This window comes from Saccharopolyspora griseoalba (assembly GCF_042665275.1).
Taxonomy (GTDB): domain Bacteria; phylum Actinomycetota; class Actinomycetes; order Mycobacteriales; family Pseudonocardiaceae; genus Saccharopolyspora; species Saccharopolyspora griseoalba.
The window spans coordinates 273,750-299,023 of the sequence record NZ_JBHTCJ010000006.1 but is presented as its reverse complement, the minus strand read 5'-3'; the positions used below and the strand labels follow the sequence as shown (position 1 = coordinate 299,023).

23 protein-coding genes are annotated in these 25,274 nt (G+C 71.7%); 10 read left to right on the top strand and 13 right to left on the bottom strand.

Translation table 11 applies throughout. From position 1 onward, the window contains the following. Window positions 1-58: 58 nt before the first annotated feature. Window positions 59-892, bottom strand: a complete 834-nt coding sequence (locus ACFQRI_RS14315; protein WP_380668586.1) for a sensor domain-containing diguanylate cyclase — start codon at window positions 890-892, stop codon at window positions 59-61. Between the two features lie 318 nt (window positions 893-1,210). Here ACFQRI_RS14315 and ACFQRI_RS14310 point away from each other — a divergent pair, with 318 nt between their 5' ends. Further along, window positions 1,211-2,500 (top strand): glycosyltransferase 87 family protein, encoded by a 1,290-nt coding sequence (locus ACFQRI_RS14310; RefSeq protein WP_380668584.1) that lies wholly within the window; start codon window positions 1,211-1,213, stop codon window positions 2,498-2,500. Window positions 2,501-2,576: 76 nt separating this feature from the next. On the opposite strand, the gene ACFQRI_RS14305 is transcribed toward ACFQRI_RS14310, so the two are convergent. Then, entirely contained in the window at window positions 2,577-3,650 is a 1,074-nt protein-coding gene (locus ACFQRI_RS14305) for a hypothetical protein (protein WP_380668582.1), read from the bottom strand. Window positions 3,651-3,805: 155 nt separating this feature from the next. Further along, on the bottom strand, window positions 3,806-4,627 hold the full coding sequence (locus ACFQRI_RS14300; protein ID WP_380668580.1) for a hypothetical protein: 822 nt from the start codon (window positions 4,625-4,627) through the stop codon (window positions 3,806-3,808). Between the two features lie 209 nt (window positions 4,628-4,836). Between ACFQRI_RS14300 and ACFQRI_RS14295 the strand changes: the two genes are divergently transcribed. Next, on the top strand, window positions 4,837-6,027 hold the full coding sequence (locus ACFQRI_RS14295; RefSeq protein ID WP_380668578.1) for an AI-2E family transporter: 1,191 nt from the start codon (window positions 4,837-4,839) through the stop codon (window positions 6,025-6,027). Between the two features lie 59 nt (window positions 6,028-6,086). Here ACFQRI_RS14295 and ACFQRI_RS14290 read toward each other — a convergent pair whose 3' ends face one another. Next, complete coding sequence (locus ACFQRI_RS14290) at window positions 6,087-7,283, bottom strand: GGDEF domain-containing protein (RefSeq protein ID WP_380668576.1); 1,197 nt, start codon at window positions 7,281-7,283, stop codon at window positions 6,087-6,089. A 191-nt stretch (window positions 7,284-7,474) separates the two neighbouring features. Between ACFQRI_RS14290 and macS the strand changes: the two genes are divergently transcribed. Next, window positions 7,475-8,647: a MacS family sensor histidine kinase gene (gene macS, locus ACFQRI_RS14285; RefSeq protein ID WP_380668574.1), complete on the top strand. Its 1,173-nt coding sequence runs from the start codon at window positions 7,475-7,477 to the stop codon at window positions 8,645-8,647. Further along, a complete protein-coding gene (locus tag ACFQRI_RS14280; protein WP_380668572.1) occupies window positions 8,647-9,327 on the top strand; it encodes a response regulator in 681 nt (226 codons plus the stop codon). Before macS ends, ACFQRI_RS14280 begins: the two co-directional genes overlap by 1 nt. A gap of 76 nt (window positions 9,328-9,403) precedes the next feature. On the opposite strand, the gene ptsP is transcribed toward ACFQRI_RS14280, so the two are convergent. Next, complete coding sequence (ptsP, locus tag ACFQRI_RS14275; protein ID WP_380668570.1) at window positions 9,404-11,035, bottom strand: phosphoenolpyruvate--protein phosphotransferase; 1,632 nt, start codon at window positions 11,033-11,035, stop codon at window positions 9,404-9,406. Between the two features lie 315 nt (window positions 11,036-11,350). Between ptsP and ACFQRI_RS14270 the strand changes: the two genes are divergently transcribed. Then, a complete protein-coding gene (locus ACFQRI_RS14270; protein ID WP_380668568.1) occupies window positions 11,351-11,647 on the top strand; it encodes a hypothetical protein in 297 nt (98 codons plus the stop codon). 240 nt (window positions 11,648-11,887) lie between these two features. Here ACFQRI_RS14270 and ACFQRI_RS14265 read toward each other — a convergent pair whose 3' ends face one another. After that, the gene (locus tag ACFQRI_RS14265; protein ID WP_380668566.1) at window positions 11,888-12,124 is read right to left on the bottom strand and encodes a glutaredoxin family protein; all 237 of its coding nucleotides are present in this window, start codon (window positions 12,122-12,124) and stop codon (window positions 11,888-11,890) included. A 164-nt stretch (window positions 12,125-12,288) separates the two neighbouring features. Here ACFQRI_RS14265 and ACFQRI_RS14260 point away from each other — a divergent pair, with 164 nt between their 5' ends. Further along, window positions 12,289-12,990 carry a TetR/AcrR family transcriptional regulator gene (locus tag ACFQRI_RS14260; RefSeq protein ID WP_380668564.1) on the top strand — a complete coding sequence of 234 codons (702 nt, stop codon included), beginning with the start codon at window positions 12,289-12,291 and terminating at the stop codon, window positions 12,988-12,990. Here the strand turns inward: ACFQRI_RS14260 and ACFQRI_RS14255 are convergent. Both ACFQRI_RS14255 and ACFQRI_RS14250 read right to left on the bottom strand, forming a co-directional pair. After that, window positions 12,987-13,373, bottom strand: coding sequence for a hypothetical protein (locus ACFQRI_RS14255; protein ID WP_380668562.1), 387 nt, complete (start codon window positions 13,371-13,373; stop codon window positions 12,987-12,989). The genes ACFQRI_RS14260 and ACFQRI_RS14255 overlap by 4 nt on opposite strands. A 19-nt stretch (window positions 13,374-13,392) precedes the next feature. Continuing rightward, window positions 13,393-13,626: an HC3 family zinc finger protein gene (locus ACFQRI_RS14250; protein ID WP_380668560.1), complete on the bottom strand. Its 234-nt coding sequence runs from the start codon at window positions 13,624-13,626 to the stop codon at window positions 13,393-13,395. 178 nt (window positions 13,627-13,804) lie between these two features. Between ACFQRI_RS14250 and ACFQRI_RS14245 the strand changes: the two genes are divergently transcribed. The 3 genes from ACFQRI_RS14245 to ACFQRI_RS14235 all read left to right on the top strand — a co-directional run bounded on the left by ACFQRI_RS14245 (window position 13,805) and on the right by ACFQRI_RS14235 (window position 16,168). Then, complete coding sequence (locus ACFQRI_RS14245; RefSeq protein WP_380668559.1) at window positions 13,805-14,668, top strand: helix-turn-helix domain-containing protein; 864 nt, start codon at window positions 13,805-13,807, stop codon at window positions 14,666-14,668. Window positions 14,669-14,672: 4 nt separating this feature from the next. Beyond that, the gene (locus ACFQRI_RS14240) at window positions 14,673-14,864 is read left to right on the top strand and encodes a DUF397 domain-containing protein (RefSeq protein WP_380668557.1); all 192 of its coding nucleotides are present in this window, start codon (window positions 14,673-14,675) and stop codon (window positions 14,862-14,864) included. Between the two features lie 266 nt (window positions 14,865-15,130). After that, window positions 15,131-16,168, top strand: coding sequence for an ATP-binding protein (locus ACFQRI_RS14235; protein ID WP_380668555.1), 1,038 nt, complete (start codon window positions 15,131-15,133; stop codon window positions 16,166-16,168). Here ACFQRI_RS14235 and ACFQRI_RS14230 read toward each other — a convergent pair. From ACFQRI_RS14230 to ACFQRI_RS14220, 3 genes are all read right to left on the bottom strand, one after another. Then, window positions 16,165-18,099, bottom strand: a complete 1,935-nt coding sequence (locus tag ACFQRI_RS14230; protein ID WP_380668553.1) for an acyl-CoA dehydrogenase family protein — start codon at window positions 18,097-18,099, stop codon at window positions 16,165-16,167. The genes ACFQRI_RS14235 and ACFQRI_RS14230 overlap by 4 nt on opposite strands. Window positions 18,100-18,255: 156 nt before the next feature. Further along, window positions 18,256-21,129 carry a leucine--tRNA ligase gene (gene leuS / locus ACFQRI_RS14225; protein WP_380668551.1) on the bottom strand — a complete coding sequence of 958 codons (2,874 nt, stop codon included), beginning with the start codon at window positions 21,127-21,129 and terminating at the stop codon, window positions 18,256-18,258. 250 nt (window positions 21,130-21,379) lie between these two features. After that, a complete protein-coding gene (locus tag ACFQRI_RS14220; RefSeq protein WP_380668549.1) occupies window positions 21,380-22,450 on the bottom strand; it encodes an esterase-like activity of phytase family protein in 1,071 nt (356 codons plus the stop codon). Window positions 22,451-22,516: 66 nt separating this feature from the next. Between ACFQRI_RS14220 and ACFQRI_RS14215 the strand changes: the two genes are divergently transcribed. Next, complete coding sequence (locus tag ACFQRI_RS14215) at window positions 22,517-22,924, top strand: SdpI family protein (RefSeq protein ID WP_380668547.1); 408 nt, start codon at window positions 22,517-22,519, stop codon at window positions 22,922-22,924. Between the two features lie 120 nt (window positions 22,925-23,044). On the opposite strand, the gene ACFQRI_RS14210 is transcribed toward ACFQRI_RS14215, so the two are convergent. After that, window positions 23,045-23,617: a YqgE/AlgH family protein gene (locus tag ACFQRI_RS14210; RefSeq protein ID WP_380668545.1), complete on the bottom strand. Its 573-nt coding sequence runs from the start codon at window positions 23,615-23,617 to the stop codon at window positions 23,045-23,047. A 173-nt stretch (window positions 23,618-23,790) separates the two neighbouring features. Beyond that, complete coding sequence (locus ACFQRI_RS14205; protein ID WP_380668543.1) at window positions 23,791-25,272, bottom strand: CCA tRNA nucleotidyltransferase; 1,482 nt, start codon at window positions 25,270-25,272, stop codon at window positions 23,791-23,793. Window positions 25,273-25,274: the final 2 nt, after the last annotated feature.

The window sequence follows — 25,274 nt, the reverse complement described above, 5'->3', positions numbered from 1 at the left end:
CGGCCAGGTCGCAGAAGGGCCCCGGCGCACGGCGCGCCGGGGCCCTTCGCGCGTCCGCTCAGCGCTGCAGCTGCTGCTCGGCCCGGGACAGCACCGAGTGCACGGCGGCGTGGCCGTCGGTGGTCACCCAGGAGACCCGCAGGCCGGGCCGTTCCCGGCGGCGCCCGACGCGAACCGGCCACCCGGCCACCTCGCGGGTCTGGGCGGCGATGCGCTCCCCGGTGCCGCTGGGGTGCTCGGCCACCACGGCGAACTCGTCGCCGCCGTAGCGGGCCACGGTGTGCTCGTCGCTGAGGCCCTCGCGCATGCGGCTGGCCAGGGTGTTGAGCAGCTCGTCGCCGCGCTCGAACCCGTGCCGCTTGTTGACCTCGGCGAGCTTGTGCACGTCCACCAGCACCAGGGTGGCCAGCGTGCCGCGGCTGCGGGCCCGCACCAGCGCCTGCTCCAGGCGGTCCAGCAGCAGGACGCGACCGGGCAGCCCGGTCAGCGGGTCCAGCAGGCCCCGGCTGTGCGAGACGTCGGTGTGCACCGGCTGCAGCAGCACCAGCACGCGGCTGCGGCCCTGCACCCGCACCGCGTGGTAGTCGGCCCAGATGCGGCTCTGCGGCTCGCCGTCGCGCGCGATCACCAGCGGGATCGACAGCGGGTTGCCGGCGCGCAGCACCTGCCCCGCCAGATCGGACCAGTCGGGCATGTGCGCGCCGGTGTCGTCGCGCACCTGCCACCCCTCCGGGCGGACGCCGGTGAGCAGGTCGGACTTGGCGAGCTGCATGAGTTCGGCCGCGACGTCGTTGGTGGCCAGCACCTGACCGCGCTCGTCGGTCAGCAGTATCCCGACGTTCAGACCGCCGACGAGCTCGTCCCACATCGGCGCCAGCTGGGCTGCAGCCACGTCAAGGACACTCATTCGGGCCCCTCCCCTCACCCGCCGAACGGAGCAGTCCGTTTGAGCCTCCCCTCGGCGCTGGGTCTCTTTCAAGAGTGAAGCCACCACCCGTAATGGTGGTGATAACGCAGCGCACATAACCGTGAGTCAGTTCTTCAAGCTTCATTCACCCACCCGCCTCCTGTGTGCGATCAACTTGATCGTTCGGGCAGGTGAATCGAGGGAGATCCGGGGCGGCCCCGCATCCGCCGATGCCACCGGGATCGGCACCCCGTCAGATCTCTACCCTGATCGCAACTGGCAGCGAGAGGATGGTGCAAGTCGATGCCCTTGAACGCGGACCGGGTTCCGCTTGTCGAACGGCTCCGCGAGCAGCGCAGCTTGCTGCTCGCCATCGCGTTCGCGGAGCTGCTCGCGGTCGTGATGGTCTCCACGATCAACACGCACGACCACATCGACGGCGAGGTCTACCGACTCGGCGCGCAGGCGCTGCTGCGGGGCGAGGACCTGTACCACGGCCTGCCGACCACCGAGTCCGGTCTGAACCTGCCGTTCATCTACCCGCCGTTCGCGGCGATGATCTTCGCCCCGCTGGCGCTGGTGCCCAAGAGCATCTCCACCGCGGTGATCATGCTGGTCAGCCACGTCGCGCTGCTGATCTCGCTGTACGTGGTGCTGCGCGAATCGATGTTCCTGCGCGCGCACCGGGACAAGGTGATGCTGGTCGCGATCGCGGTGCTGCCGCTGACCACGATCAGCGAGCCGATCATGGAGACGATCACCTACGCGCAGATCAACCTGGTGCTCATGGCGCTGGTCGTGGTCGACTGCCTGTGGCGGGTCAACGGCACCAAGAAGCTGCCCTACCCGCGCGGCCTGCTGATCGGGATCGCCGCGGGCATCAAGCTCACCCCGCTGGTGTTCCTGCTGCTGCCGCTGCTGCGCCGGGACTTCCGGATGATCATCACCGCGCTGCTGACCTTCGTCGGCACCGCGCTGCTCGGCGCGCTGGTGACCTTCGACAACGCGCGCCGGTTCTGGCTGCACGAGATGTTCGCCACCTCCAACGTGCAGTTCGGGCCGAAGTTCACCGGCGACGCCTCCGTCTACGCGGGCAACCAGTCGCTGCGCTCGCTGCTGACCAAGCTGCACGTGCCGCACCTGACCATCGTGTTCGGCGTGCTGGCCGTGCTCGTGCTGGTCATCGCCGTGCTGGGGATGCTGCACGCGATCCGGCGCCGCGACCTGCCGATGGCGGTGGTGATCAACGGCGTGCTGGGGCTGATGCTCTCGCCTATCTCCTGGTCGCACCACTGGGTGTGGGCGATCCCGGGGTTGATCCTGCTGATCGGCGCCGCCTCCCAGCGCCGGGACTGGGGCCTGGTCGTGGTGCTCGCCGTGATCGGCGGCTGCTTCATGTTCGGCCCGCACTGGAAGGTCCCGCAGGGCGACGGCCTGGAGCTGCGGTGGAACGCCTTCGAGAAGTTCGTCGGCAACTCCTACGTCTGGTTCGGCCTGGCCTTCCTGGTCGTCCACGCCCTCCTCTGGTGGCGCCACCGCCGGGAGGCCCCGGAGACCGCCGACCCGCGGGGCGAGGAAGACGCCCCGGCCTGACCACGTGCCCTTTTCATCAGAAGTCCCCTGCGAGCCGGAGCTCGCAGGGGACTTCTGATGAAAGCAGGCTGCTACCTCAGATGCGGGCCATGACCATGGTCTCGGCCTCCTCGAACGCGCGGATCATCTCCGGGGTGAGGGCCGGCATCGGGGTCGTGGCGTCGCGCACGTCGGGCAGCGTGTGCAGCAGCGGCGAGTCGCCGGTGCGCGGCTGCTCGTCGAGCGCGGCGTTGATCCGGCTCGGCGCGGGAACCGAGGTGTGCCCGCCTTCGAGGGCGTTGAGCCTGCCCAGGCCCGGCAGCGGCGCGGACGCGCCCGGACCGCCGCGCACCGAGGTGCCCACGATCCGGCCCAGCTCGTCGGGGCTGAGCCCGTCCAGCGGCGGGACCTCGTCGACCTTCGCCTGGTCCTCGCCGGGGACGTGCAGCGGCACGAACTCGGCGCGCGGCGAGGGCTCCACCGGCAGGATCGACAGGGCGTTGGCCAGCACCAGCGGTGGCACGGTGTGCAGCCGGTCCCGGAAGCCGGGCAGCTCGGCGTCGGTCAGATCGACCGAGTCGAGCGCCAGCAGGTCGGAGTCGCCCTGGCCGGCCAGCGCCGGGTCCCAGAGGTCCATGATCCCCTCGGCCTGCCCGAAGCCGTCGAAGTAGACCAGGTCGTCGTGCGGGATGACCAGGTCGGCGCTCGGCTCCTCGTGCTGCACCACCTCGCCGATCGGGCCCGCCCAGCTCAGCGAGCGCTGGAAGCCCTCGGACGGGGTCACCGGCGGCTGGCCGTGCGCCGAGCGGCCGAGGTCCAGCGGCTTGGCGGCGCTCGGGTCGGCGACCCAACCCGCCAGCTGCAGCGGGGAGTTCAGGAACCGCAGCGCGGGCAGCTCGCGGGTCATCTCGTTCTCGACCGAGGGCATCAGGTCGCGCTCGACGTCGAGCCGACCCGCCAGCGCGGGCCCGGAGCGCTCGTCGACCACCGGCCGGTTGCGCTGCGCGTCGGGCGCAGGACCGCCGTGGCCGCGGGTGGGCGGGAACACCGACTCTCCCAACGGCATCGGACGCTGCGGGGCGTCCCCGGCGGACGCGACCCCCGAGCCGACGGCCAGCATGCCACCGGTGACCAGCGCGGCTTGCACTCCGCGCTTCGCCCAAGTCTGCATGGATCTCTCCTTAACCAGGTTCCCCAGCTGGTGGGGGAAAATCAACTTCGGGCGCCGCACCGCAACCAGAAATTGATCATGGTTCGGCCGGCGAGGACTGCGCTGGTTCGCGACGCGCGGGCCCGCCTCGTCGCGGGCTCGTCGTCGGGCGCGGATCAGTCGGGCGTCGACCCGGGTCGCGGCGCCGGGACGCCCAGCAGGGCGCGCTCGCCGTGCCGCGCCAGCGCGCCGCGCGAGACGCGGTCGCCCCGCGGGAGGTCCGGGTGCCTGCCCAGAGCGGCACCGGTCTGCTGCAGGTCGGCGGTGTGCGGAGCCCCGGCGCCGGTGGTGGCCGGCGGGGTCCGGTCGAGCGCGAGCTCGCCGGGCGCGCGCGGGGGTTCTGGGGTGCGCTGCTCGGCGACCGGCGCCATCCCGGCGGTCGCCGCCGATCGGGTCTCGGCGGTCGGCTCGTGCGGCGGGATCCCGGCGGGGGCCGCGGGCCGGGGAGGCTCGCGGTGCGCCTGTTCGGGTGCGGGGGTGGTCGGGGGGTTCGTCGGGGTCGTCACGGACGGCTCCGGCGCGGGGGATTCGGGGGTGCGTCCGCCGTCGACGTCCGCGGGCCCGGTGACCGGCAGCGCCTCGGCGAGCTGCCGGACGCCGTCGGTGGAGTCCCGCAGCGCGCCGCCGACCGGGGCGAGCACCTGCTGCGCCGGTTCGGACCGGACCAGGGTTCGGGGGTCGAGATCGCCGAGCGGCGAGTCGGCCGGGTCGGCACCGGCCCGCGAGTCCACGACCCCGGACAGCGGGGGAGACTCGGTGGTCTGCGCGGGAACCGGTGCCTCTTCCGCGACCAACGGCCCGGCCGCGGCGTCCGCCGGATGCCCGGCGCCCGCCAGCCAGACCGCGGAGGTCCCGGCCACCGTCGCTCCCGCCACGACGAGGGCACGCCCCAGCAGCCGCCGGGCGGCGGCAGGTCTCGTGCGATCGCGGACGGACATCGCGGTGCCAGAACCCCCTAGGTCGTGTGACTCCCCACTCGGAGCTCGTCCTCCCTTGCGCGGGGCAGCCTTTCAAACCGGGTCCCGACTTCGTAAGCGCAGGGAACAGTGTTCGCTACATCGTGTTACATCGACCGACTTGCGGGACCACCGCCACCATCGAGCTCGTCGGGGCGATGCGACGCCAAGATCGGCGCTACGGTGTGGGCGTGAGCGACACCGAGATCGACGAGCGGGACGCGGCCGCGGACATCCCACCGGTGCTGCGGGTTTCGGCCGCGCTGGCCTGGCGGACGCTGGTGCTGGCGGCGGCGTTGTACCTGATCGGGATGGTGATCGGCCGGCTGTACGTGGTCGTGATCCCGGTGGCGATCGCGCTTCTGCTGTCAGCGCTGCTGGCACCGGCGGTGGCCACGCTGACCCGGCGGCGCGTGCCGCGGTCGCTGGCCACCGCGATCGTGCTGATCGCCGGGCTGGCCGCGGTCGGCGGCGTGCTGAGCTTCGTGATCAACGCCTTCATCGACGGCTTCCCGAGCATGCAGCGCCAAGTGCTGGCCAGCCTCAACCAGCTCCGCGGCTGGCTGGCCACCTCGCCGCTGCACATCGGCGAGGCGCAGATCAACCAGTTCCTGGAGCGCGCGCGGGAGTGGCTGGAGACCAACCAGTCCGCGCTGACCAGCGGCGCGCTCAACACCGCGGGCACCTTCGGCAGCTTCCTGACCGGGCTGGTGCTGGCGCTGTTCACGCTCATCTACTTCCTCTACGACGGCCGCCGGGTCTGGCTGTTCGTGATCAAGCTGGTGCCGCAGCACGTCCGGCACCGGGTCGACGTCGCGGGCGTGGCCGGGTTCAACTCGCTGGTCGGGTTCGTGCGCGCCACCGCGCTGGTGGCCGTGGCCGACGCGATCGGCATCGGCCTGGGCCTGGCGATCCTCGGGGTGCCGCTGGCGATCCCGCTGTCCGCGCTGGTGTTCCTCGGCGGCTTCGTGCCGATCATCGGTGCGGTCGCCTCGGGTTCGGTCGCGGTGCTGGTGGCGCTGGTGACCAAGGGCTGGATCGTGGCGCTGATCGTGCTCGGCGTGGTGCTGCTGGTCCAGCAGCTGGAGGGCAACGTCCTGCAGCCGCTGATCCTCGGCCGCGCGGTGCACCTGCACGCGCTCGGCGTGGTGCTGGCGATCAGCGTCGGCGTGGTGGTCAACGGCATCGTGGGCGCGCTGCTCGCGGTCCCGATCGTGGCGGTGCTCAACTCGGCGATCCGGGCCCTCAACCAGCCCGAACCGCCGGAACCCGAACAGGCCGAACCCGAACCGGCGCCGGCCGAACCCGAACCGGCGCCGGCCGAACCCGAGCCGGCCGGCGAGGAATCCCGGGACGAGGAACCGGGGGAGGACGAGAGCTGAGCCGGCCGCCCGGACGAGCTGCCCCCGCACCGGGGCGTTCTCGTTCCGGCGGCACCGGGTCAGGCCAGGCTGATGGCGTTCCGGCCGTTGGCCTTGGCCGCGAGCATCGCGGCATCGGCCGCGACCAGGAGATCGGTGAGGTCGTAGCCGAACCGGCTCGTGGTCGCCACGCCGACGCTCACCGTGAGGTCGGTGAGATCGCGGTGGTTGCCCCGGATGTCCCGCGCGGGCACCGACAGCGAAGCCGCGGCCTGCCGGATCCGCTCGGCGACCTTGCAGGCGGTCTGCGGGTCGGTGCCGGGCAGCAGCACCACGAACTCCTCGCCGCCGAAGCGGCCCACCGCGTCGTCCCCGCGCACGTTGCCCTGCAGCATCATCGCCACCGCCGCCAGCACGGTGTCGCCCGCGAGGTGGCCGATCTCGTCGTTGACCTTCTTGAAGTGGTCCAGGTCGGCCAGCAGCACGGCGACCGGGTGCCCGCGCTGGCGGGCGCGCAGCAGCTCCATCCGGGCGGTGCGCTCCCAGTGCTCGGCGTTGGACAGCCCGGTCTTGCCGTCGCGCTGCGCCGAGCGCCGCCAGGTCGGCAGCTGCCCGGCCAGGTCGAGCAGCACCATCGCCGGGGCGGCCAGCAGCACGCTCACCGGTTGGGCGTGCATCGCCACCGCCAGCAGACCGCCGAGGCTCGCCGCGACGATGCCCAGCAGCACGTCGATCGGCTCGCCCATCACCGCCTGCCGCTTGGCCGCGGGGTTGCGCAGCCGGATGCCGCCGGCGACCACGATCGCGCGCATCATCAGCAGCACCACGCCGAGCGCGAAGAAGGTCAGCGGGTTCCAGCGCGGCTCGTCCCAGCCGACCACCGCGCGTCCGGTGAACATCGCGATGCCGGTGGCCGCGGTGGTGAACAACCAGCGGTAGGGCTCCGGGCGGTTGTCCAGCACGCCGTGCAGCGTCGGCCCGAGCAGCAGCAGGACCAGGAGGTTGGGCGGCAGCAGCAGGATTCCGGCCGCCAGGTAGACGATGTGCAGGGTCCAGGGGTCGCGCCGGATCTGCTTGCGCAGCTTGATCGAGATCGAGGTGATCACGATCACCGCGAACGCGGTCGCCGACAGCGCCGCGAAGGTCTCCAGCTCCTGCTGATGCGGTCTGCGCCCCGTGGCGAACACGAAGGCCACCAGCGCCACCGCCGCCGCTTCCACCCCCAGCACGTACCCGATCGCCGCAGGCGGCAGCCGCCACAGCAGCCAGTTCCGCATTCCTCACCTCCCCGTCGCAGCCTCGCACAGCAGGTCACCACCCAGAAGCACAACGCGGCAACGCGAGCGGCGTTTCGCGTCGAAGCCCACGACCGGGCGTTTCTTGCGATGCGGACTCAAGTCCGGTGCTGATCCGACCGGTGGTCGCGCCGAGCCGATTCTGGGGCAGGATGGTCCGCCGGGAGGATGCTTTGACCGGTTCGCAACCAACGCCGCCGCAGGTGCCCGACGGCCGCACGCCGCTGTGGCGCAGCCACAACGTCTTCCGCGTGGTGACGTTCTGCTACGCGCTGTTCTGGTTCGGCGTGCAGTACGAGCGGTACCAGCGGCCGTGGCTGGCCACCGCGTGCATCGGCGCCATGGCGGTCTGGACGGCGCTCACGGTCTGGCGCTACTGGAACCGCAAGGGCCGCACCGACCGGATGGTGCTTGCCGACGTCGTCGTGGTGAACGCCCTGTTCGGCATCAACGAGCTCATCCTCACCGAGGACCAGATGCTGGCCGGGGACCCGTCGGTGGTCACCGTCTGGCACTCCACCGGCGTCACGGCGGCCGCGGTGCAGTGGGGCGTGCCGGGCGGCCTGATCACCGGCGTGCTCGCGACCGCGGGCAACTACCTGGTGCGCGGGCGCGGCGGTTCGGACATGGCCATGGACGCGCTGCTGCTCGTCGGCGTGGGCCTGGTGATCGGCCTGGCGGCGCGCACCGCCCGCAGCTCCACCGAACGCCTCGCGCGCGCGATGCAGGCCGAGGCGGCCACCGCCGAGCGCGAGCGGCTGGCCCGGTCCATCCACGACAGCGTGCTGCAGGTGCTGGCCAGGGTGCGGCAGCGCGGCGCGGACCTGGGCGGCGAGGCCGCCGAGCTGGCCGAGCTGGCCGGTGAGCAGGAGATCGCGCTGCGCTCGCTGATCGCCACCACCCCGGAGACCGCCGCCGACGGCGGCGAGGCCGACCTGGCCGCCCGGCTCCAGGTGCTGCGCACCGCGCGGGTGCAGGTCTCGGTGCCGGGCAACCCGGTGCGGCTGCCCGAGCCGCGGACCGCGGACCTGTTCGCGGTCGTGCGCGAGGCGCTGGCCAACGTCGACGAGCACGCGCCGGGGGCGCAGGCCTGGGTGCTGCTGGAGGAGCTGCCCGACGAGATCGTGCTCAGCGTCCGCGACGACGGCCCGGGCATTCCCGAGGGCCGGTTGTCCGCCGCGGCCGCCGAAGGCCGTCTGGGGGTCGCCAAGTCCATGCGGGGCCGGGTCGAGGCGATGGGTGGGAAGATCAACCTCGACACCGCGCCCGGCGAGGGAACGGAGTGGGAGCTCCGGGTGCCGCGCGAGGCGGCACCGCCGGGGAAGAGGCGCAGAGGAGGGCACTGATGAGCGAGCCGCCGGTGACCGTGATGGTCGTCGACGACCACCCGATCTGGCGCGACGGGGTGGCCCGCGACCTGGGCGAGCGCGGTTTCGAGGTCACCGCGACCGCGGGCGACGCGGCCTCGGCGCTGCGGATCGCCAAGACCGTCAAGCCGGACGTGGTCCTGATGGACCTCAACCTCGGCGACACCTCCGGGGTGCAGGCGACGCTGCAGATCACCCAGGAGATCCCGGGCACCCGCGTGCTGGTGCTGTCGGCCTCCGGCGAGCACGAGGACGTCCTGGAGGCGGTCAAGGCGGGCGCCTCGGGCTACCTGGTGAAGTCGGCCTCGGTGGAGGAGCTGGTCGACGCGATCCGGCGCACCGCCGCGGGCGACGCGGTGTTCACCGCGGGGCTGGCGGGCCTGGTGCTCGGCGAGTACCGCCGGATGGCCATCACCCCGGACTCGGCGACCGAGGCCCCGCAGCTCACCGATCGGGAGACCGAGGTGCTGCGGCTGGTCGCCAAGGGCCAGACCGCGCGGCAGATCGCCAACAAGCTGGTCATCTCGCACCGCACGGTGGAGAACCACGTCCAGTCCACGCTGCGCAAGCTCCAGCTGCACAACCGGGTCGAACTGGCCCGCTACGCCATCGAGCACGGTCTCGACCAGGACGGCGAGCCCGAGGACGAGGCGGAGTAGGCCCTCCCTTCATCAGAAGTCCCCCCGATCGCCGAGCGCTCGGGGGGACTTCTGATGAAGAAGGTGCCGCGTCCGGTCAGCCGGTGGACTTCGCCGCCTGGCGGCTCTGGCCGGGGCCGGCGGCCGCGCGGGCGGCCTCGGCGGCCGCCTGGAGATCGGAGAGCGAGCGGGCCGCCAGCGCCGCGCCGACGGCCTGCAGCGAACCCGCGTTCATCGAGAGGCTGGTCACGCCCAGCCCGGCGAGAACACCGGCGAGCTCGGGATCGCTGGCCGCCTCGCCGCAGACACCGATCGATTTGTCGACTTGGCGACCGGCCTCGCCGATGGTTCCGATCAGCCGCAGCAGCGCCGGCTGCCACGGGTCGTTGAGCTCGGCGAGCGCTCCGGCCATCCGGTCGGCCGCGAAGACGTACTGCGCGAGGTCGTTGGTGCCGATCGACACGAAGTCCACCGCCCGCAGGATCTCCGCTGCGCACAGAGCCGCGGCCGGGACCTCGACCATCACCCCGGCCCGCTCGATGCCGGCGGCGCGCACCCGCTCGGCGAACCAGGCCGCCTCCTCGGCGGTGGCCACCATCGGCGCCATCACCGACACCTCGGCGCCGGAGTCGGCCGCCGCGCCCGCGATGGCCTCCAGCTGGCGGTTGAGGACGTCGGGCCGGTCGAAGGCCACGCGCAGCCCGCGCACGCCCAGCGCCGGGTTCGGCTCGGTGCCCATGCCCAGGAACGACAGCGGCTTGTCGGCTCCGGCGTCCAGCGTGCGCACCACGACCGGCTTGCCCGCGAAGGGGGCCAGCACCTCGGCGTAGGCCGCGCGCTGGGTCTCCACCGAGGGCTCCTGGTCGGCGTCGAGGTAGCAGAACTCGGTGCGGAACAGGCCGACGCCCTCGGCCCCGGCCTCCGCGGCGGCGCGGGCGTCGGCGGGCGAACCGACGTTGGCCAGCACCTTCACCCGGTGCCCGTCGGAGGTGCGCCCGGTCCCGTCCCACTCGGCCGCGGCGGCCCGCTCGCTGACCGTCACCTCGACCTCGACCTCGGAGAGCTCGACCTCGCCGCTGCCGCCGTCGACGGTCGCGCCGACGCCACCCGCGTCGAGCACGCCCCGCGCGGCGACCACCGCCGGGATCCCCAGCGATCGGGCCAGGATGGCGGTGTGGCTGGTCGGGCCGCCCTCCTCGGTCACCAGCGCGAGGACCAGGGACGGGTCGAGGTCGGCGGTGTCGGCGGGAGCGAGGTCGCGAGCGACCAGCACGCTCGGCCGCTGCAGTTCCGGCACTCCGGGCGGGGCTACGCCCTCCAGCTCGGCGATGATCCGGTCCCGCACGTCGTGCACGTCGCGGGCGCGCTCGGCCATGTAGCCACCCGCGGCGCGCAGCGCCTCGGCGAAGCCGTTGGCGGCCTCGAAGACGGCGCGCGGCGCGGGCAGCGAGCGGGCGGCGACGTTCTGCTCGGCCTGCGAGGTCAGCGCCGGGTCCATGGCCATGGCCGCGGTCGTCTCCAGCACGGCCTTGGCGTCCCCGGAGACCTTCGCGGCCCGGGCGAACAACGCCTCGGCGACGGCGTCGGCGGCCGGGCGGATCCGCTCGGCCTCGGCGGCGGGATCCGCGGGCGCGGGGGCCGCGGCGGGTTCGGGCAGCGGGTCGGCCACGCGGACGACGGGCCCGCCGGCTCGGCCGGAGCTCACTCCGACGCCAGTCAATCGCGACATGGTCTAGACCATACCTTTCCACGTTGCTCAGCAGAAGTGCCCGGACTTCGGCGGACCGCATCCGACAGCCTGTCCCCGCCCGCGCACCGGCGCTCGCGGGGTGCGCGCGAGGCCGGGACGGCCAGTGACAGCTTCGGCGTCGAGGGAAGCACGCATCCCCCGAACGGCGCGAACGAATGCGACCGGGGAAACACCCGGAGTGGCTCCAGTGGTTACTACGTCGCCCGGATGCAGCAGCCCTGGGTACTACCCATAGGTAACAACTGAGTAGCCGTACGGATCCGCTGCGCACCCCCCGCGAAGCACGCTTGTGGCATGACGATGACCGTGCAGCTCACCCGGCCGACCACCCGCCTCGACCGGCTCGTCGAGCAGCTGCAGGAGATGATCGGCTTCTTCGCAGCCCAGCCGCAGCCGTCCCACGACGCCCCCGACGAGCACCCGCGCGCCGAGAACGCGCGGACGTCGGATCGATTGCCGCCGACGAGCGAGTTCCCCGGGGATCCGGTGGACACCAGCCACCACGACCCGAACCGAGCCCCGGCCGACGAGGCCGGGGGCCTTCCCGCGTCTCGGGAGAGCGGGAGGGATCGCGACGAACAGCAGCGGTAGTCGCACGACCAGCGAGAACGTCGAACTTTCCGAAAGTGCTGTGTTCCAAACCACAAACGATTATTCCACTATGGATACACCGTTCGAGCTAAATCCACTGTCAAGGTGGATCTTTTTCCCGTCCTGCGGGGTCACACTGAGCGGAGTTGACGCTCGTCGGTATTCGCGCCATCGACGATCGCAACCAGAGAGAGCCGGTCGCAACGCCCCCCGTGCGGCCGGCTCTCTCCTTGCGCGGCGCTACTCCCCGGCGGCGGCCAGAACCTCGGACGCCGAGGGGTTCACGGCCTTCCAGCCGCCGACGACCACGGTCGGCACGGTCTCGTTGCCGTCGGCGATCGAGCGCACGACGGCCGCCGCATCCGGGTCCTGCCAGATGTCGATCTCGGTGAAGTCCAGTCCGGCGCGCTCCAGCCCGGATCGCAGCGACATGCAGAACGGGCAGCCCGGCCTGCTGTAGACGGTTACCTCGGACATCCGGTCCTCCAAGTGCTCACGTGCTCGCACCCCAGCTTGTACAACGCGGACCCCGCTGCGCTGCCGCGCGAGACGCACATCTCCCACCGGTTCGCGGCCTAGGCCGTGAGCGCCCCGAACCGCTACCGTGTCGTGAACACCGTTTACCCAGCTCAGGAGCGAGGATGACCCACGCGCCGCGGCGCGACCGGGATCGCGCCGCCACCGACCAGGAGATCCGGCAGCACGCCAGGGCCCTGCTGGTCGGCAGCGGCAGCGACGCGGTGACGCTGCGCGCGATCGCCCGCGAGCTGGGCATCACCGCCCCCGCGCTGTACCGCTACTACGACTCGCGGGAGGCGCTGCTGCGCAGGCTGGCGACCGACATCTGCGTGGACCTCTCCGACGAGCTGCGGGTCGCGCTGGACCCGCTCGGCCAGGACTTCCTGGAGCGGATGTTCGCGGTCTGCCGCCGGTTCCGCTCGTGGGCGCTGACGCACCGCGAGGAGTTCGCGCTGGTCTTCGCGACCTCGCGCGAGTGCGAGGGCGAACCCGACCAGTTCGGCGGCGTGTTCCTGGGCGTGGTCGGCCCGCTGATGGCCGAGAGCGCGCGGGGCGGTGGGCTGCGCGACCAACCGGCGGTCGATCTGCCCGACCTCTCCGCGCACCGCGAGGCCTTCGCGGAGGCGTTCGCGCGGGCGGGCGTGCGGCTCCCGCCCGGCGCGCTGGGCGACGAGGCGGCGTACTTCCTGCTGCGCTGGTGGATCCGGCTCTACGGGCACATCGCGCTGGAGGTCTTCGACCGCTTCCCCTTCGACCTCGCCTACGCCGACCGGCTCTTCGACACCCTCCTGGAGGAACTGGCCCAGGAGACCGGCCTCCGCTAGTGCATGGCCGACCGCTCCAGCGCGATCTCGACGCGCAGCGGGTGCAGGTCGACCTTGAACTCCGGCGGCCACTCGACGAGCCGGTGCTTGCCGACGTAGGGCGGTGGCAGCTCGAACTTCTCGCGCACCCGCCTGGGCAGGTGGTCGGATTGCGCGGCGAGCCGGGCGAACTGCTCGGGAGTCGGCTTGCGCGGTCGTGGCGGCGCTTTCAGCCGCTCGCCGAGCTGCGGGACGGTCAGCGCGCCCGGCCCCGCGTGCGCGTGCTGACCGCGACCGCCGCCGCGCAGCGGCAGGACGAGCGCGAAAACGCCGAGAACGGCGATGATTCCGATCGAGGACGCGGCCACCGGCCGAGCGTCCAGCAGTGCGAGCACGATGTTCATCAGAACCTCCAAGTTCGTCCTATTCGGACTGATCGCCGTCGCGCGGCGCGAGCGCGGCGGTCCAGCAGGATTCGCAGGTCGGCGCGAGCCAGTCGAGCTCCGAGGCGTCGACGATGTTCAGGAGCTCGCCGCACAAGGTGCGCCGCTCCTGACCGGTCCGCGGCAGCTCGGTGGCCGCCACACCGTGCCGGAGACCCCCGAGCGGCCGCCAGTGGACCACCGGCCGCTCGGGCTCCAAGCCGGGGAAGAGCATCAGAACCTCCTCGACGTTGAGGGAAGCGCGACGACGACCGAAGACGAGAGGAGGAGTCCCGACCGCCGCCGCTCGGACGACAAGATATTATTGGAGATATCTCGTCGGTATTCCCTGATCGAGTGCTTCGATCACGGCTCGTACGCTTCCGAGCACCGAGCGGAATGGAGTAAACCCAATGCCACCGACATCGCCGGTCGTCGCCGCGTGGGAACTCGGCATCCGACTTCGAGAGGCGCGTGCGGAGTCCGGCCTCAAAGGCATCGCCGCCGCCCGAGAGCTCGGCCTCTCGCAGAACTTCCTGAGCGATGTCGAGCACGGCAAGCGGCGCTTGAGCAACGAGAAGCTGCTCGCGGCCATCGAGCTCTACTCCGTTCCCGAGCAGGACCGCGAAGATCTGCTCGGGCTTCGCGATGCGTGCGAGCAGCGCGGGTGGTGGTCAGCTCATTCCGCCCTCTACGGCCCCGAGCTGCAGCGGTACTACGGCTTCGAATGGGCCGCTCAGGAGATCCGGGCGCACGAGAGCCTGCTGATCCCCGGCCTCCTGCAGACCGAGGCGTACGCGTACGCGCTCATGACCAACGACCGCCCCAACTTGCGGACCTCGGAAGCCGACGCCCGGGTGCGCAACCGCATGCTCCGGCAGCGCAGGCTCACCGACGACGACCCGGTTCGGTTCACCGCCGTCATCAGCGAAGCCGTGCTCATGCAGCAGGTCGGCGGGCCCGAGGTGCTGGGTGAGCAGCTGCGGCACGTCCTGGACCTGATCGAGGACCGCCCCGAGACGATTCGAGTCCACGTCGTCCCGTTCACCGCGGGGGCTTTCGGCGCCTTGGGGCAGGGAACGATCAACCTCCTCGACTTCCCGAGCCCGCGAGTGCCGATGATGGCCTGGTTCGAGAACCTCACGTCCGTCGGCCTGCTGGACAACCCCGCTCGGGTCCGCGAGTACGACGCGAGCTTCGACGAGCTCATGGGCGAGGTCCTGAGCCGCGACGAGAGCGCGGACCGGATCCACCGCGCCATCGAAGAGCTAGCATGAACGCATGCGCGAGTTAGCCGAGCTGGCCGACGCCCGGTGGATCACCTCGAGCTACAGCTCCAGCGGCGTCAACTGCGTCGAGGTCGCCGTGACGCCGCGCGCCGTCGGCGTCCGCGACAGCAAGAACCGCGCCGCCGGCACCCTGACCTTCCACACCCGGACCTGGTCCAACTTCCTCGACCACCTCAAGCGATAACCAACGCGACCCCACGCAGTTTTTCCCCGAACTGCGCCCCACGTGGGGCGCAGTTCGGGGAAAAACTGCGTTTCTCGGGGGCGCGGGATTCTAGGGATACGTGGCGCGGTGATCAATCGCTCGGGGGAGTGGGGGTTCTGATCACGCTTCGGCACCTGATTGCTGCGCGAAACACTTTCGGGGAATTCGGGTTTCGCGTGGTAGCTTCGGTCGAGCGGGCGTGATTTCGGGGAATTGCTCTCCACGGATGCTACGGAGTATTTCCAGTGGACTTCGCATTCTGGGTACTGGTCGCCGTCGCCGTCGTCGTGGTGTGCGCGCTGCTGGTGCTGATCTGGCGGCTGACCACGCGAATCCGGTTGCGGGACGCGGAAACCCACCACCTGGTCATCCGCAGGCTGCCCGCGCTGATGGACGCCGAGCGGGGGCTCCCGATCGACGTCCCGGGCCCGGTCTCCGCCCAGCTCGCCGAGACCACCTTCGGCCACGACGTGCAGAGCGCGGTCGGCCAGTTCGCCGGGTTCGCCGAGGAATCGCAGCAGCGCGCGGAGCGCACCGCGCGCTCCACCCTGATCTCCAGCATGCACCGGATGCAGGAGCACGCCGACGAGCTGCGGGACATCATCGCCCAGCTGCCCGACGGCGCGCGGGTCCGCGTCGAGCTGGAACACCGCTGCGCGCAGCTGATCCGGCGCGCGCAGGCGACCGCCCTGCTGTGCGGATCGCGCCCGGCGCAGCGCCACCACGCCACCTCCCTGCCGGACGCGGTCAGCGCGGCCACCGCGCGCATCCGCGACCACTCGCGGATCGAGGTGCACAACGACTCGACCGCGGCGGTGATCGGCCGGACCGTCGAACCGGTGATCCTGGTGCTCGCCGAGTTCCTGGACAACGCCGCGCGGTACTCGCCGCCGGAAACGCCGGTCCAGCTGCACTTCCAGCCCGCGCACAACGGGCTCTCGGTGGTCGTCGACGACGCCGGTCCGGGCGTGGGCGACGAGCAGCTGGAGCGGGCGAAGGCCCTGCTCTCCGGGCGCGAATCCGCGGACGTCCACCGGCTCGGGGACCCGCCCCGGGTGGGCTTCGCCGTCGCCGGATTGCTCGCGGCCCGGTGCGGGTTCAAGACCTTCGTGGAGTCCGCCTCGCCCTACGGCGGGACCCGAGCGGTGCTGTTCCTGCCCAACGACGTGCTGACCGGGGCGGAGGCGGAGACGCAGCCCGGCGCCCCCGAGCCCTGGCAGCGGGGAACGCTCATGGGAGCGCACGCGAAGCTGCCAGACCCGGAGGACCCCTCGTTGAACTAGGATCCGTCCCGGTCGTGCGCGGCCATGCGTTCCTGGCGCGATTCCTCGGCGCCGGTGGCGATCGGGGCGGTGAGCCACTCGCGCGGGGTGCCGAAGGCCTCGACGAGCTCGACCGCGTGCGGGCGGAGCTGCTGGCAGAGGTCGTTGACCGCCTGGGTGATCGCCTTCGCGCGGCGCGGGTTGATCCGCTCGTGCTCCAGGAACCACGCCCGGTCCGCCTCGATGTTGGACAGCACGTAGAGGTCCATCAGCTTGTCCAGCATCTCGGCCGTGGCCTCGTCCGGACAGCGGTCGATCGCGCCGACGAAGGCCTCCAGCACCACCCGGTCGATGTGCACCTGGGCGGCGCGCAGCACGTGGTCCTGGGCGTTGTTGAACACCTCGAAGGCGTTCGACCGGTCCGCCTTGCGCAGCCGTCGGGCCAGGCCGTCGAGCACGTGGCGCTCGCGGTCGTCGAACATCTTGAGCTGCCAGCCGCGGTCGAGGATGTCGTCCTCGCCGGCGCGGTCGATGATGCGCTGCACCAGCGAGCGCGTCGCGGTCCGCTCGAAGACCGCGCCCACGAACTGGTCGGCAACGAACCGGGCCAGCGCCAGCGTGCCCAGGTCGTCGAACTGGTCCTTGTAGTTGGTGAGCAGGCCCTTGGCCACCAGTTGCAGCAGCACCGTGTTGTCGCCCTCGAAGGTGGTGAACACGTCGGTGTCCGCCTTCAGCCCGGCCAGCTGGTTCTCCGCCAGGTAGCCGGCGCCGCCGCAGGCCTCCCGGCAGGTCTGGATGGTGCTCGTGGCGTGCCAGGTGGTGACCGCCTTCAACCCGGCCGCGCGGGACTCCAGCTCGCGCTGCGCGCGCTCGTCGGCGGAACCCATCTCCCGCAGCGCGGCGACCAGCTCCTGCTGCGCGAAGTGCAGCGCGTAGCTCTCGGCCAGCGCGGGCAGCAGCTTCCGCTGGTGGCCGAGGTAGTCCAGGACCGCGACTTCCTCGCCGGTGCCCGGCTTCTCGAACTGCCTGCGCACGTCGCCGTAGCGCAGCGCGATCTCGAGCGCCAGCTTCGCCGCGCCGCCCGCGGTGCCCGCCACCGAGATCCGCCCGCGGATCAGCGTGCCGAGCATGGTGAAGAACCGCTTGCCGGAGCTGCCGATCGGGCTGGAGTAGGTGCCGTCCGCGGCGACGTCGCCGTATCGGTTGAGCAGGTTCTCCCGCGGCACCCGCACGTGGTCGAAGTAGATCCGGCCGTTGTCCACGCCGTTGAGCCCGGCCTTGCGGCCGCAGTCCTCGATCCGCACCCCGTCGGCGACCTTGCCGGTGGCCTCGCGGATCGGCACCAGCAGCGCGTGCACGCCGTGCGACTCGCCGCGGGTGATCAGCTGCGCGAACACCACGGCCATCCGGCCGTCGCGGGCGGCGTTGCCGATGTACTCCTTGCGCGCCGCCTCGTGCGGGGTGTGCACCACGAACTCCCGGGTCTCCGGGTCGTAGGTCGCGGTGGTGCGCAGGCTCTGCACGTCCGAGCCGTGACCGGTCTCGGTCATCGCGAAGCAGCCCGGGAGCTCCAGGCCCATGATGTCGCGCAGGTAGCGCTCGTGGTGCCGCTCGGTGCCCAGCGCGACCACCGCGCCGCCGAACAGGCCCCACTGCACGCCCGCCTTGACCATCAGCGAGAGGTTGCCCGGCAGCATCTCCAGGGACACCACCGAACCGGCCGGGTCCCCGCCGCCGCCGTGCTCGGTCGGGAAGCCCAGCTCCGGGATGCCGGACTCCACCAGCGCGTGCATCTGCTCCAGGGTCAGCGCGCGGTGGCTCTCGGTGTCCAGGTGGTCGCCGGAGGGAAGCGCGGTGTCGCGCAGCGCCTCCCGGACCCGCTCGCGCACCTCGGCCCAACGCCCGTCGAGCAACCGGCGTAGTTCACCCGCGTCGAATGCGGACTCGGTCATGCGGCCCTCCCGGGTCGGCGGCGTTGGGATCGAGCGTAGTTACCCGCGAGTAACAAATGCCATGCGAGCTCGCTCACGCCCAGTGTGCCGGTGGCCGGGACGAGAACGCGGGGCGTCCTCGGCGAGTCGAGGACGCCCCGCGTCAGGTTCGCCAGGTCAGGCGACCACGTTCACCAGCCGGTTCGGCACCACGATGACCTTGCGCGGCTCGTTGCCCTCCAGCGCCGCGGCGATCTTCTCGTCGGCCAGCGCGGCGGCCTTGACCGCCTCCTGGTCGGCCGAGGCGGGCACCTCGATGCGCGAGCGCACCTTGCCGTTGACCTGGATCGGGTACTCCACCGAGTCCTCGACCAGGTACTGCTCCTCGGCGACCGGGAAGGTGCCGTGCGCCAGGCTCTCCGCGTGCCCCAGGCGGTTCCACAGCTCCTCGGCCAGATGCGGGGTCATCGGTGCGACCATCAGCACCAGCGGCTCCACCACCGCGCGCGGCGTGCCCGCGGCCGCCGAGCAGGCCTTGGTGATCCGGTTGTTGAACTCGATCAGCTTGGCCACGGCGGTGTTGAACCGCAGCTCGGAGTAGTCCTCGCGGACCCCGGCGATCGTCTTGTGCAGGGCGCGCAGCATCTCGGTGTCCGGCTGCTCGTCGGTGACCCGCAGCTCACCGGTCTGCTCGTCGACGACGTTGCGCCACAACCGCTGCAGGAAGCGGTGCGAACCGACGACGTCCTTGGTCACCCACGGGCGGGAGGCCTCCAGCGGGCCCATGGACATCTCGTAGAGCCGCAGCGTGTCCACGCCGTAGGCGTCGGCCATCTCGTCCGGCGAGACCGAGTTCTTCAGGCTCTTGCCCATCTTCCCGTACTCGCGGGAGACCTCTTCGCCCTCGTAGTAGTACTTGCCGTCGCGCTCGACGACCTGCTCGGCGGGCACGTAGACGCCGCGCGCGTCGGTGAAGGCGTAGGCCTGGATGTAGCCCTGGTTGTACAGCCGCCGGTAGGGCTCCTCCGAGGAGACGTGGCCCAGGTCGTGGAGCACCTTGTGCCAGAACCGGGAGTACAGCAGGTGCAGCACCGCGTGCTCCACGCCGCCGACGTAGAGGTCCACGCCGCCCGGGTCGTTCGGCCCGTGCTCGGCGGTGTCGCGGCCCATCCAGTACTGCTCGTTGGCCGGGTCGACGAACTGCTCGGAGTTGTCCGGGTCGATGTAGCGCAGCTGGTACCAGCAGGAACCGGCCCACTGCGGCATGACGTTGGTGTCCCGCTCGTAGTGCTTGAGCCCGTCGCCCAGGTCCAGCTCCACGTGCGCCCAGTCGGTGGCCTTGGCCAGCGGCGGGGACGGCTTGGAGTCGGCGTCCTCGGGGTCGAAGGTCTGCGGCGAGTAGTCCTCGACGTCGGGCAGCACCACCGGCAGCTGGTCCTCGGGCACCCCGCGCGGAACGCCGTCGTCGCCGTAGACGATCGGGAACGGCTCGCCCCAGTAGCGCTGCCGGGCGAACAGCCAGTCGCGCAGCTTGTACTGCACCGTGCCGCTGCCGTGGCCGTGCTCCTCCAGCCAGGCGACGACCGTCTTCTTCGCCTCGTCGACGCCCAGGCCGTTGAGGCTCAGCCCGGTGGTCTCCGAAGCGGAGTTGATCGCCGGGCCGTCACCGGTGAACGCCTCGCCGTCGAAGCCCTCGGTGGGCTGCACGGTGCGGATGATCTCCAGCCCGAAGGTCGTCGCGAAGTCCCAGTCGCGCTGGTCCTGGGCGGGCACGGCCATGATCGCCCCGGTCCCGTAGCCCATCAGCACGTAGTCGGCGATGAACACCGGGATCTGCGCGCCGTTGACCGGGTTCGTGGCGTGGGCGCCGGTGAACACGCCGGTCTTGTCCTTGTTCTCCTGGCGGTCCAGGTCGGACTTCATCGACGCCGCGCGCCGGTAGGACGCCACCGCCTCGGCCGGGGTCGCCGCGCCACCCGTCCAGCGGTCGTCGACGCCCGCGGGCCACTGCTCGGCGGTCAGCTCGTCGACCAGCGGGTGCTCCGGGGCCAGGACCACGTAGGTCGCGCCGAACAGGGTGTCCGGACGGGTGGTGAAGACCTCGATGTCGTGCCCGCCCGCGGCGAACCGGACGTTGGCGCCCTGCGAGCGGCCGATCCAGTTGCGCTGCATCGTCTTGACCTTCTCCGGCCAGTCCAGCCGGTCCAGGTCGTCGACCAGGCGGTCCGCGTAGGCGGTGATCCGCATCATCCACTGCTTGAGGTTGCGGCGGAACACCGGGAAGTTGCCGCGCTCGGTCAGGCCCTCGGCGGTGACCTCCTCGTTGGCCACCACGGTGCCCAGGCCGGGCGCCCAGTTCACCGGCGCCTCGGACAGGTAGACCAGCCGGTAGGAGTCGACGACCTCGCGCTGCTCGGCCCGGGACAGCTCGGACCACGCCCGGCCGTCCGGGGTGGCGCGCTCGCCGTTGGCGAACTCCTTCTCCAGCTCGCCGATCGGGCGCGCCCGGCCCGCCTCGGTGTCGTACCAGGCGTTGAAGATCTGCAGGAAGATCCACTGCGTCCAGCGGTAGAACTCGATGTCGGTGGTGGCGATGCGGCGGCGCTCGTCGTGGCCCAGGCCCAGCCGGCGGATCTGACCCAGGAACCGCTCGATGTTCGTCTCGGTCGTGGTGCGCGGGTGCGTGCCCGTCTGCACCGCGTACTGCTCGGCGGGCAGGCCGAACGAGTCGAAGCCCATCGTGTGCAGCACGTTGCGGCCCAGCATCCGGTGGTAGCGCGCGTAGACGTCCGAGCCGATGAACCCCAGCGGGTGGCCGACGTGCAGCCCCGATCCCGACGGGTACGGGAACATGTCCTGGACGAACAGCTTGTTCCCCGGCACCTCGCCGTCGGAGAGCGAGCCGACCGGGTTCGGCGCGTGGAAGATCCCGCGCTCGTCCCACTCGCGCTGCCAGCGCTGCTCGATCTCGCTCGCGATGCCCGCGGTGTAGCGGTGCGGCGGAATCTCCTCCGCGGCCCCGTTGCCCGCAGCCTCTGCCTGGCCACTCATCAGTTGCGTCCTTCCCTGCTCCGCCGGAACGCCCGCGTCGTGCGCTACAAGTGTGCCGCCTCCGGAAAATCGAAAACCCCCCAGGCCCTGGTGGGCATGAGGGGTCGCCGCGCTGAACCGTCGGTCCGGGCTCAGCGCGGCCTCGGAAGAAGTCGGCGCGCGCTCACGGGCTCAGTCTAACCGACCAGGCAAAACGCCCTTCGGAACCGGCCGGGGCGGAGCCGGTCGCCGCCACGGCTCGCCGGTTCGCTCAGCCGACGGCCAGGGTGATCAGCTGGGTGGTCTGCGACTCGCTGAAGTTGTCGTCGCTGACCAGCACCAGCGTGCGGCGACCGTCGGCGAGGCGCGGGCCCCAGGTCATGCCCTCGACGTTGTCCACCGCACCGAGGTCGAACTCGGCGAGGTCGGCGAGCAGGCGCTTGCGCACCGGGCGGACGTCCGAGCCGACCAGCGAGCCGACGTGCTCGACGTCGGTGGCACCGCGCAGGTCCGCCTCGTAGACGCGGATGGAGTTGCCGACGCCCGCGACGTAGGCGCGCTCGGCGACGAGGTACCGGCCGCGGTCGTCGGCGAGGATCGCCGAGACGCCGTTGTCGCCGGACCCGCCGGTGGGCGACTCGGCGAACACCGGGTCCAGCGGGTAGGCGTACTGCCCGAGGACCTCGCCCGCGCGGTCCTGGACGGTCAGCCGGGACAGGGCGCCGCGCTCCGTGGTCGGGGGATCGCCGTCCTGGAGCAGCGGACCTTCCATCGCCGTGACCAGCAGGGACCCGCCGGCGGCGAAGGTGAGGCCTTCGAGGGCCAGATTGTTCCTGGGGCCGGAGCCGGGCGCCATGCGCAGATTGTCGGCCACCGGGATCTCGCCGGTGAAGGCGCCCTCGTCGTCGGTCTCGCGGATCGCCGGGTCGATCAGCCGCGAACCGCGCTCGCCCTCGCTGGTCCACCAGGCCCGGCCGGTCCAGGGGTCGTGCCGGACGTCCTCCGGGTCGACCGAGCCCGGCGGGTACGGGGAGCCGTCCGGCCGCAGCAGCGGGTGCGTCCCGGTCAGGCGGAACTGCCCGCCGCGGTCGAACCGGCCGGTGTAGGTGCGGGCGGGCTGCTGATCCGAGCGGTCGTCGGAGATCAGCAGGTACTCGCCGGTGGCGGGGTCGTGGTCGATGCCGGAGAGACCGCCGACCGTGGTGCCCTCGAACCGCATCGCGTGCGGCAACGTCGTCTCGCCGACCAGCTCGACCCGCTGGGGCGGCGCGGCCGGGGCGGCCGGGGCGGTGGCGATCGCGAGCAGCGCGGCGACCGCCAGCGCTCGGGGAGTCTTGACCATGTGGGACAGCACACCGGACGCGGATGGCCGGCGGGTAGCCGCCAGGTTGAGGTTTAGGCTGCTGGGGTGCTCGCTGTTCAGGTGATTCTCTGCGCGGTCCTGGTCCTCGGTGGCGCGGCTCTGCTGACGCTCGGCTTCCGGGGGCTGCGCGGGCGGCTGCCCCGCAACACCTACGTCGGAGTCCGCACCCCCGCGGCCATGCGCAGCGAGGAGGCCTTCGAGCTCGCCAACCGCGCGGCCGGCCCGGCCATGCTCGGCGCGGGCGGCGTCGCGGTGCTGAGCGGCGTCGCGATGCCGGCGCTGGCCACCGGGTTCACCGTCGCGATGGTGGCGGTCATCGGGCTGGTCGGGGCGTTCGCGCTGATGACGGTGGGCGGCGTGGTGGGGAACCGCGCGGCCGAGACCGTCCCGGCCCCGTCCCGGGTCAACCCCAGCCCGTGCGCGGGCTGCGCAGGCGGCTGCTGCAGCGCCTGACCTGGGAGAACCCCCCGGTCCCCAAGTTATCCACAGGAAGTTGTCCACAGGTGTGTGGAGAACTCGCCCCGGCTGCGGCCCTCCCCATCTTCATCAAGAGGTCCCCGGGCGTGCGGTGCGTCAGTTGAGCTTGACGTCGCCCGGGTGGGTGGCCAGGAAGGCCAGCGGCGGGCCCTGGCGGCGCAGCACCCTGGACCACAGCTCCTGGTCCTGATCGGCGATCACGTCGTCCGGCAGCGCGGGGACCACGTGCCAGTCCCCGCGGTCGATCTCCCCGGCGAGCTGACCGGCGTCCCAGCCCGCGTAGCCGGCGAAGAAGCGCAGCCCGCGCGCCCTGGGCACCAGCGAGTCGGGATCGCCGTCGAGGTCGACCAGCCCGACCGGGCCGCGCACCCCGACCATGCCCTCGATCGCGTCGGCGCGCTCGCCCGCGCGCAGCGTCGCCAGGCAGATGGCGGTGCGCTGCTCCACCGGGCCGCCCACGAACAGGGACCGGGGTTCGGTGGCGTGCTCGGCCCACTTCGGCAGGACCTCCTCGACCGCGACCTCGCTCGGCCGGTTCAGGACGACCCCGAGCGTGCCCTCGGCCCGGTGATGAATCACGTAGACGACGGCTCGCCGGAAGTTCTTGTCCAGCAGCTGCGGCGCCGCGACGAGCAGCGTCCCCGGTTCCACCTCAACGTCCGATCCCACGGCCACATGATCTCACCGGAACGGCCGACGGGGACCCTCCCAGGCCGATTCGGTGCCCGCGGAACCCGCAGAACAACACCATTGAGCAACAACAACGAGAAATACGAACCAGTGCTCAGCACTCACTATTAACAGTGCCGCACTTCAGCCCCACGACCTGCGGATTCGGCGAATCAGACGTCGAGTCCCTGCTCCCGGGCGAACTTGAACAGCTCCTCGACGGCCTCGTCGCGGTCCATCGGGCCGCGGTCCAGCCGGAGCTCCTTGAGGTGCTTCCACGCCTTGCCGACGATCGGCCCGGGCTCCACGCCGAGCAGCCGCATGATCTCGTTGCCGTCCAGGTCCGGGCGAACCTTGGCCAGGTCCTCCTCGGCGGCGATCCGGGCGATGCGCTCCTCGAGGTCGTCGTAGGCGCGCTGCAGCGCGGAGGCCTTGCGCTTGTTGCGGGTCGTGCAGTCGGCGCGCACCAGCTTGTGCAACCGGGGCAGCAGCGGGCCCGCGTCGTTGACGTAGCGGCGCACCGCCGAGTCGGTCCACTGCCCGTCGCTGTAGCCGTGGAACCGCAGGTGCAGGAACACCAGATCGCTGACCTGGTTGATGACGTCCTTCGGGTAGCGCAGCGCGCGGAGCCGCTTGCGGGTCATCTTCGCGCCGACCACCTCGTGGTGGTGGAAGCTCACGCCGCCACCGGGCTCGAACCGGCGGGTTGCCGGCTTGCCGACGTCGTGCAGCAGCGCGGCCAGTCGCAGCACCAGGTCGGGCTCGCCGTCCGGGTCTTCGGCCCGCTCCAGGTCGATGGCCTGGTCCAGCACCGTCAGCGAGTGCCGGTAGACGTCCTTGTGCTGGTGGTGCTCGTCGATCTCCAGCTTCATCGCCGGCACCTCGGGCAGCACGTGCTCGGCCAGCCCGGTGTCCACCAGCAGCTCCACGCCGCGCCGGGGGTGCTCCCCGCACAGCAGCTTGGACAGCTCGACCTGAACCCGCTCCGGGGTGATCCGGGCGATCTCGGCCGACATCTCGGTCATCGCGGTCACCACCCGGTCGGCGGCGGTGAAGCCCAGCTGCGCGACGAAGCGGGCCGCGCGCAGCATGCGCAGCGGGTCGTCGGCGAAGGAGTCCTCCGGGGCCGCAGGGGTGTCCAGCCGCTCGGCGACCAGGTCGTCCATCCCGCCGTGCAGGTCGACGAAGGTGCGCGCGCGCAGCTCGATGGCCATCGCGTTGACGGTGAAGTCCCGGCGCACCAGGTCGCCGTCGATGCTGTCGCCGAAGTCGACGTCGGGGTTGCGGCCCACCCGGTCGTAGCTGTCGGCGCGGAAGGTGGTGATCTCCACCGTGGTGCCGCGCCGGTAGGCGCCCAGGGTGCCGAACTCGATGCCGGTGTCCCAGATCGTCTCGGCCCAGCCGGTGAGCAGCTCGCGCACCCGCTCCGGGCGCGCGTCGGTGGTGAAGTCCAGATCGGTGCCCAGCCTGCCCAGCAGCGCGTCCCGCACGCTGCCGCCGACCAGGTAGAGCGCGTGGCCCGCGGCGGCGAAGCGCTCGCCCAGCTCCTCGGCGACCGGCGCGACCCGGATCAGCTCCACGACCGCGTTGCGTTGCGCTTCGCGCTGCCGGTCCGGCGCGGGCTGGGTCGAGTCGGTCTGCTTGGAGGGGGCCACGA